This is a genomic window from Pseudarthrobacter sp. NPDC058329, from assembly GCF_042879835.1.
In the GTDB taxonomy this organism is placed as follows: Bacteria; Actinomycetota; Actinomycetes; order Actinomycetales; family Micrococcaceae; genus Arthrobacter.
In genome coordinates this window covers 1-18,140 of the sequence record NZ_JBHVZR010000001.1, presented here as the reverse complement: position 1 = coordinate 18,140, position 18,140 = coordinate 1, and the positions used below count along the sequence as shown (strand labels likewise).

At 65.7% G+C, this 18,140-nt stretch carries 14 protein-coding genes; 6 read left to right on the top strand and 8 right to left on the bottom strand.

Features of this window, described 5'->3' with window-relative positions:
• The first annotated feature begins 49 nt into the window (after positions 1-49).
• Positions 50-1,072 (top strand): EamA family transporter RarD, encoded by a 1,023-nt coding sequence (gene rarD, locus ACFVYC_RS00070; RefSeq protein ID WP_387545287.1) that lies wholly within the window; start codon positions 50-52, stop codon positions 1,070-1,072.
• A gap of 631 nt (positions 1,073-1,703) precedes the next feature.
• On the opposite strand, the gene ACFVYC_RS00065 is transcribed toward rarD, so the two are convergent.
• The 7 genes from ACFVYC_RS00065 to ACFVYC_RS00035 form a co-directional block, all read right to left on the bottom strand.
• A complete protein-coding gene (locus ACFVYC_RS00065; RefSeq protein WP_387545284.1) occupies positions 1,704-3,488 on the bottom strand; it encodes a DUF2334 domain-containing protein in 1,785 nt (594 codons plus the stop codon).
• A 65-nt stretch (positions 3,489-3,553) separates the two neighbouring features.
• Positions 3,554-4,744, bottom strand: a complete 1,191-nt coding sequence (gene wecB / locus ACFVYC_RS00060) for a non-hydrolyzing UDP-N-acetylglucosamine 2-epimerase (RefSeq protein ID WP_387545282.1) — start codon at positions 4,742-4,744, stop codon at positions 3,554-3,556.
• Between the two features lie 49 nt (positions 4,745-4,793).
• Positions 4,794-5,405: a calcium-binding protein gene (locus ACFVYC_RS00055; protein WP_387545280.1), complete on the bottom strand. Its 612-nt coding sequence runs from the start codon at positions 5,403-5,405 to the stop codon at positions 4,794-4,796.
• A gap of 35 nt (positions 5,406-5,440) precedes the next feature.
• Positions 5,441-6,778 (bottom strand): glycosyltransferase family 2 protein, encoded by a 1,338-nt coding sequence (locus ACFVYC_RS00050; protein WP_387545279.1) that lies wholly within the window; start codon positions 6,776-6,778, stop codon positions 5,441-5,443.
• Positions 6,779-6,790: 12 nt separating this feature from the next.
• Positions 6,791-7,054 carry a hypothetical protein gene (locus tag ACFVYC_RS00045; RefSeq protein ID WP_387545277.1) on the bottom strand — a complete coding sequence of 88 codons (264 nt, stop codon included), beginning with the start codon at positions 7,052-7,054 and terminating at the stop codon, positions 6,791-6,793.
• Positions 7,055-7,640: 586 nt separating this feature from the next.
• Entirely contained in the window at positions 7,641-9,011 is a 1,371-nt protein-coding gene (gabT, locus tag ACFVYC_RS00040; RefSeq protein WP_387545275.1) for a 4-aminobutyrate--2-oxoglutarate transaminase, read from the bottom strand.
• Positions 9,012-9,096: 85 nt separating this feature from the next.
• Complete coding sequence (locus tag ACFVYC_RS00035; RefSeq protein WP_387545274.1) at positions 9,097-10,527, bottom strand: gamma-aminobutyraldehyde dehydrogenase; 1,431 nt, start codon at positions 10,525-10,527, stop codon at positions 9,097-9,099.
• 155 nt (positions 10,528-10,682) lie between these two features.
• Between ACFVYC_RS00035 and ACFVYC_RS00030 the strand changes: the two genes are divergently transcribed.
• Entirely contained in the window at positions 10,683-12,119 is a 1,437-nt protein-coding gene (locus tag ACFVYC_RS00030; protein WP_387545272.1) for a PucR family transcriptional regulator, read from the top strand.
• 83 nt (positions 12,120-12,202) lie between these two features.
• Here the strand turns inward: ACFVYC_RS00030 and ACFVYC_RS00025 are convergent, their stop codons facing one another.
• On the bottom strand, positions 12,203-13,771 hold the full coding sequence (locus tag ACFVYC_RS00025) for a CHAD domain-containing protein (RefSeq protein WP_387545269.1): 1,569 nt from the start codon (positions 13,769-13,771) through the stop codon (positions 12,203-12,205).
• A gap of 144 nt (positions 13,772-13,915) precedes the next feature.
• Between ACFVYC_RS00025 and ACFVYC_RS00020 the strand changes: the two genes are divergently transcribed.
• The 4 genes from ACFVYC_RS00020 (at position 13,916) to ACFVYC_RS00005 (ending at position 17,976) form a co-directional block, all read left to right on the top strand.
• Entirely contained in the window at positions 13,916-15,220 is a 1,305-nt protein-coding gene (locus ACFVYC_RS00020; RefSeq protein WP_387545266.1) for a CynX/NimT family MFS transporter, read from the top strand.
• Positions 15,221-15,226: 6 nt separating this feature from the next.
• On the top strand, positions 15,227-15,907 hold the full coding sequence (locus ACFVYC_RS00015; RefSeq protein WP_387545264.1) for a FadR/GntR family transcriptional regulator: 681 nt from the start codon (positions 15,227-15,229) through the stop codon (positions 15,905-15,907).
• Positions 15,908-16,045: 138 nt separating this feature from the next.
• Entirely contained in the window at positions 16,046-16,621 is a 576-nt protein-coding gene (locus tag ACFVYC_RS00010) for a hypothetical protein (RefSeq protein WP_387545262.1), read from the top strand.
• Positions 16,622-16,761: 140 nt separating this feature from the next.
• Positions 16,762-17,976 carry an AI-2E family transporter gene (locus ACFVYC_RS00005; protein WP_387545260.1) on the top strand — a complete coding sequence of 405 codons (1,215 nt, stop codon included), beginning with the start codon at positions 16,762-16,764 and terminating at the stop codon, positions 17,974-17,976.
• Positions 17,977-18,140: the final 164 nt, after the last annotated feature.

Here is an 18,140-nt window from a genome sequence, read left to right as displayed (position 1 = left end):
AGCAAGCCTACTGACTATTTGCCGGAATACCTGCCCTGGGACTGATGTTATGGATGTCGTGCCTTCTCCCGATGGATCCCCTTCCACTGCCCGTGTTCCTGCTCCGGCCGCTCCTTCAGCGGCGCAGTCCGCAGCAGGCGCCAAGGGTGCACCTCCCAAGTCCGTGGACAAGGAGACGACGGCGGGTGTCCTCTTTGGCATCGGCGCCTACGGGCTGTGGGGGCTTCTCCCCCTGTACTTCTTCGTCCTGATGCCGGCGGGCGCCGTCGAAATTGTGGCAAACCGTGTGGTGTGGTCGCTGCTGTTCTGCGCTCTGCTCATCACCGTCACCCGTTCGTGGTCCAGCCTGGCCCGCGCCCTCCGGGACCGCGCAGTGTTTGGTTCCCTGGGCCTGGCCGCTTTCCTGATCGCCGTCAACTGGCTGACCTACACGTACGGCGTGACCACCGGCCAGGCCGTGGAGGCGTCCCTGGGCTATTTCATCAACCCGCTGGTCTCCGTCTTGCTGGGCGTCTTTGTGCTGAAGGAGAAGCTCCGCCCGCTTCAGTGGGCGGCTGTGGGCATCGGGTTCATTGCGGTGGGTGTCCTCACGTACTCCTATGGCAAGCTGCCGTGGATCGCCCTGACCCTGGCCTTCAGCTTCGGCCTCTACGGCTTCGTCAAGAAACGCGTAGGCCCCAGGGTGGACGCCCTCACGAGCCTGAGCGTGGAGAGCATGGTGCTGGCCCCGTTTGCGGCAGCCACCATGATCTATCTGGCCCTAGCCGGAACCGCTACGCTGACCACGCAGGGCCCGGGCCACTTCTGGCTGCTGCTGGCCTCCGGGGTAATTACCGCGGTGCCCCTGTTGTTCTTCGGGGCTTCGGCCCGACGGCTCCCCATGACCACCATCGGGTTGCTCCAGTATTTCGCACCCCTGCTGCAGTTCATCATCGCCCTCGTGGTTTTCCGCGAAGCGATGACTCTGGATCGCTGGATCGGGTTTGGCGTGGTCTGGGTGGCGTTGCTGGTCCTCACGGTGGATATGCTGCGGACTGCCCGCAAAGCGTCGGTGGCCCGGCGGCGGCCGTAGTTGGTCCGGGCACCTGCGGTATTCTGCAGCCCGCCATATTCCTCGACCGCATCCCGCTTTTCTGACCAGTAAGTCGGAAGCGCGTCGTAGGGGAACGGGTCCGTGAGCACCGGCTCGCCGTTCCGCTCGCCCACCAGGGCGATCCGGCTCAACGGGTGCGACGAGTCGCCCAGCAGCGGAATGTTCTGCGGATCGCCGGTCGCGAGGAGCTCCCGGGGATAGCTCGTCTCCGGGTGGAGCGGCTGCTCCCAGGTCTGGGCGAGGGCCTGCGGCACGAGCCAGGCGATCAACCCCGCTGCTGGGACCACGAGGACGACGACCGTGGCCAGGATGCGGTATCAGCGCTTGCCCGTAGGGCCGAAGAACACCGGCGGCGCCATGGTGCTGCCAGTCCACTCCGGCCCGCGGCGTCGCGGAGGCCGTCGTTCGGAAAAGGCGTCGGCCACAGCATGCTCGTTCCCCCAGGCGGCGGTTCGTCCCCTCGACGGACCAGCTGACCCATCCCCCGGACGGGCCAACGGAGCCAGCGTGCCAGCCACACAACCTCGGGCCTGCGTGCTCCAGCCGGGCGTGTTGGGGGCGAGGAGTCTTCATCGGAAACAGCTCAACGAGTCACCCGGCCGCCCGGTCCTCATTTCAGGTCGTAGACCGGGACGAACGTGTAGCCGAGGTTCTTGATGCCGGTGACTGTCTGCTTGAGCGCGTCCAGGTCCAGGTAGGGATGAAAGAAGAAGCTGGCCGTTGACTCTCTGACCACCAGGTGCGCCTCGGCCCGTTCAATGACGAACTCCGGACCCCGGATGGGGTGGTGGTTCTGCTCCGTCTCGGTGATATTTTGGAGGGTCTCGGGGTACACCGTGGTGCCGTAGATGTCGTGGACGGTGTACGGGAAGTGCTGGCCGTAGGAGGACGCCGGGGTGATCTCCTTACCCGAGATCATGCCGGCGTAGTAGTCGGAGCCTTCGTATCGTGCGTCGTACACTTCGGCCATCGCGGCATAAGCGTTGACGGACGCCGAGTAGTGGGGAGTCTCGAAGATCGTCGGTGCGCCCAGGCCGGCGTCGATCATCACCTGCCGGCCGTGCTGGATCCGGGCGACGTGCTGCTCAACACTGTCCTCCGCGACCGGGCCGATCTTGCGGATGTAGGAATCGATCTTGCACTCCGTGAACTCGTGGGGCGGCAGGGCGGTGTCCGTGCAGCCGTGCTGGTAAAACTCGTAGTCCTCGCCCGATCGGCCGCTGTACGGATTGTCGAGGGCACCGAACTGGTGGCTGGTGCCGTGCTGGATGAGGGTTCCGCCCCGGGCCTGCATGTACTTCAGTGCCTCGACCACCTGCGGTGTATCGAGCAGGCTGCGCCCGTACCATCCCCCTTTGTCCGGGGTGCGGGCCACGTGCACTGGCACGACTGCAACCTGGAACGGCACCCCTGCACCGTGCAAATAGTCGGCGACCTTCCGCAGATCGTCGGGATCCGCTTCAGGGCCTACATCCTCCAAGCGCACAGCAGCTTGCCGCACCGGTTCCGTTCCCGGCGCGAGCAGGTCGTAGAACAGATCCGAGAAGATCAGGTAGATGTCGTTCTGGTCTATGTCATTGAGAGGCACCTCTGCCAGATAGGTGAGGTGGCCTGAGCTTACGGCCCAGGCCGGTCCCGTCGTCGGTGATTCACCGACAACGTCACAAGCCTTGGGGCGCTCCGGGTCACCGCACACAATGGCCGCAAGGGTCCTGGCCTTTCCACCCTCCAAAATGCGCGGACTGTAGACGGTGTGGGAGTGAGGCGCGTAGCGGCGTACGGAACGATCCTTGTATGACACGGCTTTCACCTGGGCGTTGCCCACCTCCAGAGGAGCGGTGGGATTCCAGCCGTACCGGGTCACAAACTCCGTGATCGAGTCCGGCTCGTATCCGACGAGGTCATCGATGTTCTGGCCCGCCCAGAGCACAGGCACGGTGCCCTCCCGGACGTCCGTGAGGAATGCCTCTGGCGGTATGGACTCGGAGTCCATCCCTAGGTAGACGACGGCGTCGAAGTCCTGCATCCTGTCCGCGGTGTAGTCGCCCACCGCCGCGACCTCGGCTTCGCCGAAGTGCGTGACCAGATTCCCAGCGGCAATGCCGTACATTTCGGCGTCCTCCGGGGCGTTACCGGTGCCGTCGTAGAGCACCAGCGTGCGTGCCCCGCCCGGTCGACCGAAACGCGGCGCGAACGTGGCGGTCTTCACCGTCGATGCCCCGGTATCGGAGTCCGTCACCGTGGTGTAGCGCTGAGCGAGTGGGGAGTTCTCTCCCTCGACGAGGCTTTCGTCGGTGAGGCCGAAGACTACGCCCGCGGCGACCAGGGTCAGGGAAACCAGGCCAATTATCCACCCCCTGCGCCCTCTGCTGGACAACTGGTACTGATTCTCCATGGCTCTTCCTTGAGGGTGTGGGTGACGGCTTCGCTGGTCGGCGTGGATTCCGCGTGCGGAGGCTTTCAGACGACGGGGACAGCTGTTGCCCAGTCCCGGAACTCCTGCACGGTGTCGTTGTGCCCGTAGTGGCGGGCCAGGGCCCGGACTGTCCGCTCGGCGGCGTGGCCGTCGCCGTAGGGATTGAGCGCCCTCGCCATGCGTTGGTAGGTCCGTTCGTCCTTGATGAGAGTGGACACCGCGTCGACGATCGTCTCCTCGTTTGTGCCGACCAGTTGCACGGCGCCCACCGCCACGGCCTCCGGACGTTCGGTGGTGTCCCGCATGACCAGCACAGGCTTGCCCAGTGAGGGCCCCTCCTCCTGCACGCCGCCGCTGTCGGTCAGGATGATCGAAGAGCGCTCCAGCAGCGCACAGAACTGTGCATAAGGCAGCGGTTCCGTGACGAGGACGTTGGGGCAGTCCTGCACCGTAGGCAGGATCGCCTCACGTACCAGGGGATTGCGGTGCGCGGGGAAGATGAAGTCGTGATCAGGGTGCGCTGCGGCTAATCGGGCGATCGCCCGGCCGACCTGGCGCAGCGGTTCGCCCCAGGACTCGCGGCGGTGTGCCGTCACGACCACCACCGGACGTCCGGTCGCCAGACGCGCACTCAATGCGGGGTCCTCGATCCTCGGGCAGGAGGCGACGGTGATAAACAGGGCGTCAATGACAGAGTTGCCCGTTACCACGATCGTGTCAGGAGCGACGTTCTCGTGCAGCAAATTATCCCGCGCGGCCCAGGTCGGCGCCAGGTGGAGGGATGCCATCTGACCGGTGAGGCGACGGTTCATCTCCTCGGGATAGGGCGAGTACTTGTTGCCCGTCCGCAGTCCCGCCTCGGTGTGCACCACCGTGACGCCGGCGTAGAAGGCCGCCAGGGATGCGGCGAAGGTGGTCGTTGTGTCGCCCTGCACCAGGACCGCGTCGGGTCGGTCCTTCTCGAAGACCTGCGCCAGTCCCTGGAGCGTCCGCATCGTGATCTCGGTCAGCGTCTGACCGGCGGCATGGATGTTCAGGTCCTGGTCCGGGACGATGCCGAAGGACTGATTGACCTGGTCCAGCATTTCGCGGTGCTGGCCCGTGACGACCACGTGCACCTCGAAGCGCGGGTCGTCACGCAGCGCGATCACGAGAGGTGCCATCTTGATGGCTTCGGGCCGTGTGCCGTAGATCGCCATGACGGAAACGGGCGTCCTGCGAAATGAGTGAGACATGGGATTGCTCCTGGTGCGTTGGGGGCCGGTGGGAGCCCGAAGGCCCTGCTCAGTCGGAGGCGGCGTCGAGGATGTTCAGGTCGGTAAAGCGGACTCTCGCGTCCTCGGTGTACAGGCCGATAGTTCCGCCGCGGTACGGTCTTTCGTCGTCGGTGATGGTCGCGAGCTCCCGCCCGTCGACGCTCACCGTCATGCGGGGCCAGTCGTGCTCCACGCGCACGCGGTAGTCCTGGCCGATGGGGAACTGCGGTTCCTCGCCGGTGGCGATGAACCGCTGGTTGCCGGGGTAGGCGGGGTCCTGCTTGGAGATCTCCCACCCGTTGGGCTTGAGCGCCACGGCGTAGAAGTGCTCGTCATCGCGGAGGTTCCACAGCACCCAGCCGACCTCCCAGTCATTGGGCGGGCCGTCCCGCACCTGGGCCTCGGTGTGCACCGTCACCTCTAACGTGGGGTCCATGTAGGAGCGGGTGGTGTGCACGAGACCGCCGTGGGTGATGTCCGTGGATGCGGCTGACTTGGGATGGAGAACGACCTCGTCGTCATTGCCCGAGGCCTCGCCGTAACCGTTGTACATCAAGGTCCACCGTCCGATGACCTCCCCGTCCGACCAAGGACCGGTGTGACGCTGGCCAAGACCCATGGTGGCAGCGATGCAAATCATGAGCAGGATCGTGGCCCCAATTAACAGGTCTGTCCTCATGCCGGTGCCGTCAACGGGTTGTCCAGCTCCCCGGGGGCCGAGTCCTGATCGTCCGCGGTCCGATCCGTCTTCGCCCAGGAGTTCCGCCCCGTGAGGGAGCGGAAAGCAGCCTTCCACCCGGCGACGTACCAGAGGACGGCGTAGCCGACGTAGGCGTGCAGGACCACGAGGGCGGTCAGCGGCCCGAAGCTGTGATCGCGTTCGAGGCGCCAGTAGACGGCTCCTAACATTAGCGCGGGTCCGAACGCCACGGCGTATGCCGAGACCCACACCCACGAGAAGTCTAGGGACCCCGCGAAGGCGCCGATGCCGATGCTGACGATCCACAGCAGGAAGCCGGCGCTGAGGAAGGAGGCGAGCAGGAGGAGGTAAGGGCTGGTCAGGTGGTAGAGCAGGTCCACGCGGCGCGCGCCCGTTAGGTCCCGCAGCACCCAGGGGACCAGAGTCCAAGCCTGCAGGTGCCCCTGGAACCACCTGGTCCGTTGTTTGACCCAGCGCCGGACGTCCACGAGACCTTGCTGGTGCACGGCCGAGGTGGAGCAGAACTCGATATTCCACCCCCTGATCAGCAGCCGCACGCCGAGGTCGAGGTCCTCGGCGAGGCTCCTGGACCAGGGTGCGGGGCCGAGGCTGATGAGGGCCGAGAGCCTCACGAACTGCCCGTTGCCACCCAGCCCCACGCTCCCCAGGTGCCGGCGAGCGCGTTGGAAGACCTCGGTGTAGAGCACGAACTCGATATCCTGCATCCGTGCCAGCAAGTTCTGGTGGCGGTTGTTAATTCGGACGCCGATCTGGACGGCACCCAGCTGGGGATCGACGAAGAGCGGAATCACCTCGTCCAGCGCCTGCGGCTCCATCCTCCCGTCGGCGTCCACGACGCAGACAACGACATCCGAGGGGTCGGTGTAGGCGCCAAGCGCCCCGGAGCGGATGTGCCGGATCGCCGCGTTAAGCGCTTCGCCCTTACCCTGGCGGGCGGTTGGCAGTCGTCGTTGCAGCAGGCTGACCCTGGGATCGGGGTGGGCTTGCACGATGGCCGCTGTGCCGTCGTCAGAACCGTCATCGATCACCAGGACCTGGATCCGCGGGTAGTCCATCTCCACGAGCCGATCGAGATTGGCGGCGAGGACCCGCTCCTCGTTGAGACAGGGCACCACGAAGATGACGGCTTTCTCGGCCGCGGTTGCTGGGAGGGTCACCGCTCGACGTCGCGCGTACGCCGGTTCGAACCGGGACAGCACGAGCATCAGCACACCGTACAGAACCGACAGGAGCACCAGGCTCACGGCCAGGATCAGGACGAAGTCGATGCGCTGATCGTTCAGGAGAAGCATGGTCTATGTCCCCTACACCCGTGCTTCATGGCGCTTGGCCGTGGAGCCGACCTGCCGCATCGGCGTCGCGGACTGCGGAACGCCCGTCGCGGCCGGCCTGCTGTATACGAGGCGCCGGCGGACGGAACGAGTCGTGTTCAGAAGGCCTGACACCACGACGGCGCCGATCATGAAGAGCGCGTAGGCCAAGAACAACATCATCGAGACCATGAGCAGGAATCGTCCCCCCACGTGGAGCGCCGACTGTGCGGCCTCCACCGACATGAAGACGCTCATCGGTTTGACCAAGTACGGCATGAGGTTAGCCCCGCGGCGGCGTGAGCAGCCCGGTCTTTGGTCCCCGTTGATAACTGAGTCATCGCGTTTCCCCTGTCGTAAGTGAAATGCTGTTATTGGCCCGGGGATGTCCCTCCCGCTCCAAGGGCCCGGCCGGCGTAGGACAGACGCTGCAGGCAGCGCTATCGGCGGCTCCGAGTGTCTTTTCCGGGTGTCCGGTAGTAGCGAGGGGTCTCAAGGTGCATCTCCTCGGAGTTAGGTGTTCCAGGAGCCACTGCATAGCCCGCCGGTGTGTCCAAACTACGGGCCCTCCGAAGCCCAAACACGAGTACCCGGTACCTCAAATAAGTTCATGGGGGTACTTACGAAAGGCTTCATGCGGACCGGGGTAATTAGGTGTTTTTCAGTGGCGGCTGCGGAGGAATTAGGTACTTTCGTCACAACATTAGGGAGATGGGTAGCTGCTCCATCGGGATCCATCAAAACAACGAAAAAGCAGCATCCCGGCTGTGCCGGGATGCTGCTTAACTTTCAGATGCTGGCCCGCTCGAGTTAACTGGTCGGCGCGGGGTTTGACGCTGGTCTGTTATGCGTTGGCTTTGATGGCCGCGGCCAGGACATCCAGTCCGTCATTGAGCAGTTCGTCGGTGATGACGAGCGGTGGCAGGAGCCGGATGACGTTGCCGTACGTTCCGCAGGTGAGGATGATGACGCCTTCCTTGAGGCAGGCGGCGGCAACAGCCTTGGTAAGTTCCGGGTTGGGTTCCTTGGAGCCTGCCTGGACAAGTTCAATGGCCAGCATGGCGCCGCGGCCGCGGACGTCGCCGATCACGGACGAGCCGGCAGCGGCCAGTTCGCCCTGCAGTTCACGGAGCCGGGTGGTGGCCACCGCTTCGATGTGGCGGGCGCGGCCGGCGAGGTTGTATTCCTCCATGGAGCCGATGGACGCCAAAGCGGCAGCGCACGCCACCGGGTTGCCGCCGTAGGTGCCGCCCAGGCCGCCCGGGTGGACGGCGTCGAGCAGGTCTGCCCGGCCGGTGATGGCGGACAGCGGCATGCCGCCGGCGATTCCCTTGGCAAGGGTCATGATGTCCGGAATGACGCCCTCGTGGTTGACGGCGAACCATTCACCGGTGCGGCAGAAACCGGACTGGACCTCGTCGGCGATGAAGACGACGCCCTTCTCCTTGGCCCATTCGGCCAGCGCTGGGAGGAAGCCCTCGGCCGGGACGATGAAGCCGCCCTCGCCCTGGATGGGCTCGATGATGATCGCGGCGACCTGGTCCCCGCCGATCTGCTTTTCGATCATGGTGATGGCGCGCTTGGCGGCCTCGGCACCGGTGATCTCCGGGTTTTCCTCACGGTACGGGTAGCTCATGGGCATGCGGTAGACCTCGGGCGCGAACGGGCCGAAGTTGGTCTTGTACGGCATGGCCTTGGCGGTCAGCGCCATGGTGAGGTTGGTGCGGCCGTGGTAGGCGTGGTCGAAAGCCACGACGGCGTCACGCCCGGTGGCGAGGCGGGCCACCTTGATGGCGTTCTCCACTGCCTCCGCGCCGGAGTTGAAGAGGACGGTGCGCTTCTCGTGGTCGCCCGGGGTGAGGCGGTTCAGCTGCTCGGCGACTGCCACGTAGCCTTCGTACGGGGTGACCATAAAGCAGGTGTGCGTGAAGTGCTCCACGGCTTCCTTCACGGCGCCGACGACGGCGGGATCGGAGGCTCCCACGCTGGTCACGGCGATGCCTGAACCCAGGTCAATGAAGGAGTTGCCGTCCACGTCGTGGATGATGCCGCCGTCGGCGTCCGCAACATACACGGGGACGCCGGACGCTACGCCGGCAGCGACCACGGCCTTGCGTCGTTCGGCCAGGGCCAGCGACTTGGGGCCCGGGAAGTCGGCCTGGACGCGCCGCTTCTGCTCCAGGCGGAAGGTGATGTCTGATGCGGTGGTGGTCATGGCGAGACCTTTCTTTTGCTGATTGGGCCCACACCGGCAGGGTCCCCCTGGCCGAAGCGGAGCGAGGTGAGGGGGCCGGTGGGGATTAGGAGTCGAGCGCGGACATCACGTGCTTGATGCGCGTGTAGTCCTCCACGCCGTACATGGAGAGGTCCTTGCCGTAGCCGGACTGTTTGAAGCCGCCGTGGGGCATTTCGGCGGTGAGGAGGATATGGGTGTTGATCCAGACGGCGCCGAAGTCCAGGTCGCGGCTTAGGCGCATGGCCGTGCCGTGGTTCGTGGTCCACACGCTGGAGGCCAGGGCATAGTCCACATCGTTGGCCAGCTCCACGGCCTCTTCCTCGGTGCTGAACTTCTGCACCGTGATGACGGGCCCGAAGGTTTCCTGCTGGACGATGTTGTCCGTCTGCCTGGCACCGGTGATGATGGTGGGTTCGAAGAAGAAGCCCTTCTCCCCCGCCCGGTGTCCGCCGGTTTCGATCCGGCAATGCGCGGGCAGGTTCTCCACCACGGAGCTGACCTGGTTGAAGTGGTTTACGTTATTCAGCGGGCCGAAGTAGTTGTCTTCGTCGTTCTGGGATCCCGTGCGCAGGGTCCTGGTGTGCTCCACCATGGCCGCCACCACGTCGTCGTGCACCGAGTCCTCCACCAGCACGCGGGTGATGGCCGTGCAATCCTGGCCGGCGTTGAAGAACGCGAACTCGGCGATGGCCGCTGCGCTCTTCTTGATGTCGGCATCCTTGAAAACGATGGCCGGGGCTTTGCCACCGAGTTCCAGGTGGGCGCGTTTGAGGCCCTTGGCCGCACCGGACGCAACGGCGATGCCGGCCCGGACCGAGCCGGTGATGGACACCAGGCCCGGGACCTTGTGGTCCACCATCAGCGAACCGGTCTTGCCGGTGCCCAGCACCACGTTGAGCACGCCCGCGGGCAGGATGTCACCGGCCAGCCGGGCCAGGACCAGGGTGGATTCCGGGGTGGTGTCCGAGGGCTTCAGGACTACCGTGTTGCCCGCCGCGAGCGCGGGACCGATCTTCCAGATGGCCATCAGGAACGGGTAGTTCCACGGGGCCACCTGGGCCACCACGCCGATGGGTTCGCGGCGGACGTAGGAGGTGTGGCCCTCGAAGTACTCGCCGGCGGACTTGCCTTCGAGGATGCGCGCGGCTCCGGCGAAGAAGCGCAACTGGTCAGCTCCGGCGGCGATTTCCTCAGAGGCGATCAGGGAGCGCACCTGGCCGGTGTTGCGGTGCTGCGCCTCCACCAGTTCATCGCTGTTGGCTTCGATGGCGTCCGCCAGCTTGAGCAGCATCAGCTGCCGCTGCCCTGGGGTGACGTGCTTCCAGGACTTGAAGGCCACCTTCGCGGCGGCCATTGCCGCGTCAACGTCTTCCTGCCCGGAGATGGGCGAGTGCGCCACGACGTCACCGTTGGTGGGGTTGACAATGTCCAGCGTGCCGGCGCCGGAAGGCGTAACGAACGTCCCGTTGATGAAGTTCTGCAAGGTTTGGACCACGGTGTTCAACCTCTTTCCTGGGGGCCATCGGCGCGAAGCGGATGGATTTGACTGCCTCGAGCCTATGCCAGCTCCCTTGCTCGGTGAATAGCCACCTGCACACCCTTTCTGCTGCTTGTTAGTGCGGTTGACTAGCGCCCGTTTATCCTTGGTTCATGGCCATCTCCCTCGCTGCCCTTCTGGGTGTTAAATCCCTGAACCTGTCCAAGGCAGGGGTTGCCGAGACCACCTGGCACCAGGACATCAACTGGGTGGCGGTGACCGAACTGGAGGACCCGCAGCGGTTCATCAACGGCGGTGAACTGATCCTCACCACCGGCCTGAGGCTCAAGTCCGCGCCCGAGCAGCGGCGGTTCGTCCGGCAGGTGCAGCGGGCCGGCGCGGTGGGTATCGGCTTTGGTGTGGGGCTTTCGCATGAGGCCGTGCCGCCGGCACTGCTTGCGGAGGCCAACCGCTGGGGCCTGCCCGTGGTGGAGGTCCCCTACGCGACGCCGTTCATCGCCATCGGCAAGCTGGTGGCAGACGCCCAGTCAGCGGACCACTACGCCAAACTGGAGCGGCTGATCGCCGGGCATCAGGTACTGGCGCGCGCACTGCTGACCGGCGGCGGCCTGGGCGAACTGCTCAAAAACCTGGGCGGCATGCTGCGGGCTGACATCGCCCTCACCCAGTTCACTGCCCAGCTGTACAACAACAGCGAGGACACTCCGCAGGCGGACACCTGGGCCTCGTACCCCATCCCCACCGGCCGGCGCGATGCCTGCACGCTGTGGGTTCGAAAGCCGTTCGAGGATTCGGGCATCATCGGCTACGCCCAGAACTTGATCAGCGTGGAACTGAACAACATGGTCAAGCAGCGCCAGTCCGAGCGTGCACTGTGCGGGCAGGTGCTGGAGGACGTGATCCACGGGGCGCTGGAAACCAGCGAGGCCCAGCGCCGCCTGGCCGGGGTCGGCGTGAACAGCACCCGCAAGAATGTGGTGCTGCTTGCCGTCTCCGCGGCACACCACAAGGCCCTGGTGAGCACCTCGGTACCGCGGGAACTGGAGAACGCCGTGGCCGCCGTCGTCGGCAAGGATCTGATGCTGGTGATAAATGACGACGGCGGCGCGGCGCCGTCAATGGCGCGGAAGTTGAGTGACCACCTGGCGGAGGCCGGCATCCACGCGACCATCGGCATCGGCGGCGCGTACACCAAACCGAATGGCCTGCGCTGGAGCTACTTCGAGGCGCGCGACGCCGCAAGCCACGGACTACCCGTCAACGAGCCGGAGCGGCTGAGCCTGACGTCGCTGCTGCTGGCCAGTGAGGACGTGCCGCTGGCCGACATGGCGCACGAGTCCCTGAATCCGCTCCGGACCTTCGACGCCGCCCACGGCGCCGAACTGATGACCACGCTCGAAAGCTACCTCAACAACAACGGCTCCGTGGCCGCCGTCGCCGAGGAACTCACCCTGCACCGGAACACCGTCCGCTACCGGTTGGCGCAAATCACCGAACTCACCGGTTACGACCCCGCCATCACCACCGACCGTGTGCAGCTCTGGCTGGCCCTGGCGGTGGCCCGGCTGTCCGCGCGGCAGGGAAAGTAACACCAACGTGGGGTCAGATCCTGCCCAATAATTGCCGTTGATCGGGGCGATATCTGACCCCGCGTTGCGGTGTGGCGGAGCCCCTACAGAACCCCGCCCCGCAGCAGGTGGCGGGACTTTTTGCGGGCTTTTCGGTACTTGGCCTCGGCCCCGTCCATGAGTTCGGCTTGTTGTGCCCGAAGTACCGCCAGCGCCTCGGCCGTGGCCTCCGGCAGCCCGTGACCCGATTCGAGGGTCTGCAGCAGGTTCCGCGCAATCACGGCGTCGTGGTAGTCACCCAGGATCTTCTGCTGCCGGTGGGCGGCCTTGGCCACCTTCCTCGCCCGTTTTCCCCGCACCAAGACGGCCGACTCGGCAACATGGCGCAGCCGTTTGGCGTCCTTGCGCACCTGGTGGAGGGCGTTCTCGTGGGCCGTTCCGCGCCGGGCATGGGCCGCGGCCTTGTGCGAGCGCCGCAGCCGGCGGGCGGACTTCCCCACCACTTTTGCCGCAACGGTCCTGCCGGGGGCCACGGCCTGCGACAGCACCGGCGGCTGGCTGCAAAAACTTTCAAGATCGTCCAGCAGCCGGAAGTAGCGCTCCGATTGCAGCACCTCCTGAAGCCGGCGGTAACCGGCGTCAAACGCCGCCCCGGCCTTACGCTCCACGTGCTCCCTCGCGGCGTCGGAGCCCTCGCCCGGCGGCAGCGCATCAAGATGCTCCCGCAGATGGCCGCGCAGGACTTCAGCGTCCCGTGGTTCGCCCAGCAGGAGGCCCAGCCAGCGAAGCTCGTCCCGCAGGCGCCGCACCGGGATGGCCCGGTAAAGCTTCCGATAGCCGCCCAGTACCGAGCGGATACGCCGGATCGCTGACCTCATGTCATGGACGCCCTCGGGCTCCTCCAGCCTCACGGCAGCATCCTCGGCGAGGAGCAGGCGCAGCTGCTCCGCCACATAGACGGTGACGACGGCGGCCGCCGGTGCCTTCTTTCCAGCCAGGAGGGCGGCGGGACTTTCCCCGTCCTGCTCGCCAGTGCCCCCTGGGATGCTGCCGAGTGCCCGGGCGAGTTTGGACGCGTGGCCGGCGGGCCGGGCGCCGGCGGCAGCGAGAAGTTCCCCAGCGGGGCCGAAAAGCTCAGGTCCGCCGTCGACGAGTTCCAGTTCCCACTCCCGCCAGCGCTGAGGCTGTTCGTCCGCGGGACCGCGCAGGCGCGTCGCCTGCACCTCGTCATCTGCCAGGTCTGCCAGATGAACGCCGTCCTCCCCGTAGAGGGCATGGGTGGTGCGCCGTGTTTCGAGCCGGACAACCGGAGCCACTGCCGTCCCGCGCAAGTGCGCCTGCACGTGGGCCAGCAGGATGTCGGGTACGACGTCGGGCTGGCCCAGCGGTGCGTGCAGCTCGCGGCGCTGCCGGGGTTCTTTTTCGGACCCCCCGGTGGCTTCCGGAGGGAGCTTCAGGTGCCAGCCGGCATCGATCCCACCGGTGCGGCGGCGCAGGGTGAGGCGTCGGGAGGCCAGGGTGTGCCGGTCAGTATCGAAATAGACCGCCTCCAACTCAGCGGTCTGGGGAGTACCCACACGGGCCACACCGGGCAGTTTCTCCAGCGCGGGCACTGTGGCGTCGTTGCCGACGTCGTACTTCTTCTCTATCTCGATTCCCTGGGAAGCCTTCACAGCAGTCCTTCCGCGTTGGTCCTGCCTCGGGGCTGCGCGGTGGCGTCCGGGCCCTCGCTGGAAGTCTATTCCCGGGCGCGGCGAGCCGGGAGAGTTTAGCCACAAAATTGGAGACATCAAACGTCTAACCTTTAGCCTTGGAGGATGCCCGCCACTCCCCTTCAAGCCGCCGCGGCTGCCGTGTCCGCGCCAACTGCCGAAACCCCGCCTGCCAGGCCCGGGTCGGCCGTCGTGTTCGGAGTTATCGCGCTGGTGCTGATCGGGCTCAATCTGCGCGCGGGCATCACCGGGGCGTCGGCACTGCTGCATGACCTGCAGACGGTGCTGGGGTACGGGCCGCTGGTTGCTGCGTTTATCCCGTCGATCCCCACCCTGTGCTTTGCCCTGGCGGGCGCCGCCACGTCCTGGCTCACGGGCAGGCTGGGGGTGGAGAAGGCGATTCTGTTGTCCCTGGCCATGCTCGCCGGTGGCCTCCTGCTGCGCGGGATCCCCGCCACCGGAATGCTGGTGGCCGGAAGCGTGGTGGGGATGTCCGGGCTCGCCGTCTGCAACGTGGCCATGCCGTCCTTCATCCGCGAGCACTTTGCCCACCGGACCTCCCTCATGACCGCCGTCTATACGGTAACCATGACCACGGGGGCGACCGTCACCTCAGTCGCCGTCGTCCCGCTGGCACAGGCCCTCGGATCCCCGTCCGCCGCCGTCGGAGCGATCGGCATTACTGCCGTGGCGGCCTTCCTGGGATTCCTTCCTGTGGCACTGCACGCCCACCGGAACAGCACCCGTTCCACGTCACGGCATGTGTCCCCGTGGCCACTGCTGCGGACCCGGAAAGGGTTGCTGCTGACCGCGATTTTCACGCTTCAGGCGCTGCTTGCCTACGCGCTGCTGAGCTGGTTCCCGTACATGCTCACCACCATGGGACTTGATGCTTCGGAGAGCGGGCTGATGTTCGGACTGATGCAACTGGTGTCCGTTCCCGCGGGCATGCTGCTCATCGCCATCGGCTCCCGCCCACGGATGCTGCGGCCGGCGTTTTACCTGGTCAGTATCACCATGGCCGCGGGTCTGGTCCTGCTGCTGGTCCTGCCCGCAAGCCTGGCGATCATACCCGCGGTCCTGCTGGGCTTCGGCCTGGGCATCTTCCCGCTCGTAATGGTGATGATCAGCCGCAGCGGTGCAACCACGGCCGAAACCACTGCACTGTCCACACTTGCCCAGTCCACGGGCTACCTGCTCGCCACCGCGGGCCCGTTCGGAATGGGGCTGCTGCACAGTGCCACCGGCGGTTGGGCCCTGCCCCTCACTTTGCTGCTGGCCCTGTCGCTGGTGCAGATTGTGGTGGCGCACCTGATCACGGGCGGTGCGATGGCCCGGAGCGTTGCGCGCAGTCCGGCCGGCAACCTGGCTGGCGCCTCGGCCGGTCGCACTGACGGCAAAGGGAAGTAGGACGCCATGGCACTGACCCCCTCCCACCGCCCGCCGCTTGCAGACGAAGTCACCGCAAAGCTGCGGACCATGATCCAGTCCGGCGAGTGGCCCCTCCACGAGCGCATCCCGTCAGAGACCGGACTGATGACGGACCTCAGCGTCTCGCGCGGCACACTTCGCGAGGCCATCAAGGCACTCGCGCACAGCGGCACGCTGGAAGTCCGCCGCGGTGACGGCACCTACGTCCGGGCCACCAGTGAGATCTCCGGCGCCGCCCGGCGCATGTACCAGGACCACACCGAGGCCCACATCCTGGAAGTCCGGCTTGGCCTGGACACACAGGCCGCCCGGCTCGCGGCGCGGAATGCAACGGCGGACGACGTCATAGCCCTGGGAACCCTGCTCACCGACCGGAACGACGCCTGGCACTCGGAGGACTTCGAGGCCTGGGCACGGGCGGACTGGGGGTTCCATGAGCGCGTGGCGCAGGCATCGGGCAACCCCTTGTTGCACGAGCTTTACGTCAGCTTCGGCGCCGTGGTCCACGAGGATCTGCTGCGGCAGCTCCGACGGCCCGGCTTCAAAGGACTCCAACAGGAGGGGCACGACCTCCTGCTGAAGGCCATTGAGCAGCGGGACGAGGACGCAGCAGTGGCCACCGTCAACACAAATCTGAACTCCTGCGCGGAATGGCTGGCCGAATAGCCGGAGCTTCCCCTCCGGACGGGCGATCCTTTTACGTCCAACGGGGTTAAGATTAACCTTCCGACGTTTCAGACCCACCCCAGATGAAACTATCCCGCGGCACCCTGGCTCCATCTTTTAAAAAGTTGGAGGTACACAGTGACATACAGTGCAACTACGAGGCAAAGGTTCCCGCGAAAAACCCATCGATCATCCCGGCGGCTCGTCGGAATCCTGTGTGTCACCGCGGCAGCGGCCTGGCTGTTGGCCGTGATGCTGGCTCCTGCCATCGCGGCCGGCCAGCCCATCCGCGCACTGGCCATCTCAGTGCATATCATCGCCATGGTCCTGGGCTTCGGCGCTATCCTCCTGGTGGACTGGCACGGTTTCCTGTGGCTTATCGGAAAGCGCCAACTGGCTGAAACGATCCGGCTCGACGGTGCCGCCAGTCCCCTCATCTGGTCCGGAACCGCGCTGCTGCTGCTGAGCGGTGCCTTCCTTAACCCGGCGCTCGGCAACCCGTGGACGGTAGTGAAGCTGGGGGCAGTCCTGGTGCTTATGCTCAACGGCATCATGCTGATACCGCTCATGCGCCGCCTCGTGGTCATGCCGCGGTCCACGACTTTTGCCAGCCTCCCCGTCGGCCAGCGCATCCATATGCTCCTATGCCTGGGCATTTCGCAAGCGTGCTGGTGGGCGGCAATCGTCATCGGCTTCATCAACGCCGAACTTTAGCGGCGGAGCGCTCTGCCGCCACTGAAAACACCCGGGGTTTCGCCCCTCCTCAATCGGTCAGTAGGCTTACTATTTGAGACAGGTAGTATCCCTGCTGCGCACACCCGCGCCCAGGGCACCGCCGATGATGAGGAGTCCCCATGGCGCGAGCAACACGCCTGACCGACCATGCGCCGGAAAGCGACACCCCGCAGCCGGTACCCGCAGCCGGATCAGCCCTGCAGCAGGCATCGGCCGCCGCTGCAAGGAAAAAGGAGGCGAAGCCAGCCAGTGCGCTATGGGCAGACGGGCTGGGCAGGGTGGGCATCCGCTCCGCGCAGATCCTGCTGATCCTGACAGTCGCCGTCGTCTCTGTCTACGCGCTGATGCAGATCAAGCTGTTGGTCATTCCCATTCTGATCGCGATCATCCTGGCCGCTGCCATCGGCCCGTTCGTTAACATGCTGCGGCGCCGCGGCCTACGCGGCGGCCTGGCCACCGGCATCGCCTTTATTGGACTGTTGCTGGTGCTTGGCGGCGTTTCCACCGTCATCTACTACTCGGTCCGCAACCAGTGGGGCGAACTGGCCCAGCAGGCATCATCCGGGCTGGACGAGCTGGAGCAGTTCCTGCTGACCGGACCTATTCCCTTCGAGCAGGAGCAACTGGACCAGGCCCGCGAGGGGATTGTCCAGTTTGCCACCAGCAGCCAGGTCCGTTCCGGCGCCATCACGGGACTGTCCCTGGTCACTGAGTTTCTCGCCGGGGCAAGCCTCGTGGTGATCATCCTGTTCTTCTTCCTGAAGGACGGCGCCAAGATCTGGAACTTCTTCCTCCGCCCCTTCACAGGGGAACGCGAGGCCAAGCTGCGCCGCGTAGGCAGCCGCACCCTTGAGGTACTGGGCGGCTACGTCCGCGGCACCGCCATCGTTGCGCTTGTGGACACTGTGGCCATTGGGGCCGCCCTGCTGATCATGCAGGTTCCGCTGGCCATCCCCCTGGCCATCATCGTCTTCATCGGAGCCTTCGTCCCCCTGGTGGGCGCAACCGTTGCCGGCATTCTGGCGGCCCTCGTGGCACTGGTGGCTAACGGGCCCGTGGTGGCACTGATCGTGGTGGCCGTGGTCATCGCCGTCAACCAGCTCGAAGGCGACCTCCTGCAGCCGATCGTGATGGGCAAGTCCCTGCAGCTCCACGCCCTGGTGATCCTGATGGCGTTGACCGCCGGAACCATCCTGGCCGGCATCGTGGGCGCAGTGCTCTCCGTCCCGCTGGCTGCCGTCGCCTGGGCCATCATCCAGGTATGGACAGCAGAGGATCCCAAGCTGGAGGACATGAACCCGGACCTGCCGCCGCCCAACAGCCAGCCCATCTAGCCTCACGGGGAGGCGTAAGACTTCACGCGGACGTACGACGACGGTCCGGCATCTGGCTTGAGTTCTAGCGGTCGTTGCAACACCCATAGATTTTGGGAGTTGCAACGACCGTGCCGCATTTAAGCGATGTTTCAGCGGAGACCCGGAAGTACGCGAGATCGACT

Coding starts and splice junctions, on each gene's coding strand:
- ACFVYC_RS00020 (WP_387545266.1), top strand. CDS start 13,916: ATGCCCGCCACTCCCCTTCAAGCCGCCGCGGCTGCCGTGTCCGCGCCA.
- wecB (WP_387545282.1), bottom strand. CDS start 4,744: ATGTCTCACTCATTTCGCAGGACGCCCGTTTCCGTCATGGCGATCTAC.
- ACFVYC_RS00065 (WP_387545284.1), bottom strand. CDS start 3,488: ATGGAGAATCAGTACCAGTTGTCCAGCAGAGGGCGCAGGGGGTGGATA.
- gabT (WP_387545275.1), bottom strand. CDS start 9,011: ATGACCACCACCGCATCAGACATCACCTTCCGCCTGGAGCAGAAGCGG.
- ACFVYC_RS00015 (WP_387545264.1), top strand. CDS start 15,227: ATGGCACTGACCCCCTCCCACCGCCCGCCGCTTGCAGACGAAGTCACC.
- ACFVYC_RS00055 (WP_387545280.1), bottom strand. CDS start 5,405: ATGATTTGCATCGCTGCCACCATGGGTCTTGGCCAGCGTCACACCGGT.
- rarD (WP_387545287.1), top strand. CDS start 50: ATGGATGTCGTGCCTTCTCCCGATGGATCCCCTTCCACTGCCCGTGTT.
- ACFVYC_RS00030 (WP_387545272.1), top strand. CDS start 10,683: ATGGCCATCTCCCTCGCTGCCCTTCTGGGTGTTAAATCCCTGAACCTG.
- ACFVYC_RS00045 (WP_387545277.1), bottom strand. CDS start 7,054: ATGAGCGTCTTCATGTCGGTGGAGGCCGCACAGTCGGCGCTCCACGTG.
- ACFVYC_RS00050 (WP_387545279.1), bottom strand. CDS start 6,778: ATGCTTCTCCTGAACGATCAGCGCATCGACTTCGTCCTGATCCTGGCC.
- ACFVYC_RS00005 (WP_387545260.1), top strand. CDS start 16,762: ATGGCGCGAGCAACACGCCTGACCGACCATGCGCCGGAAAGCGACACC.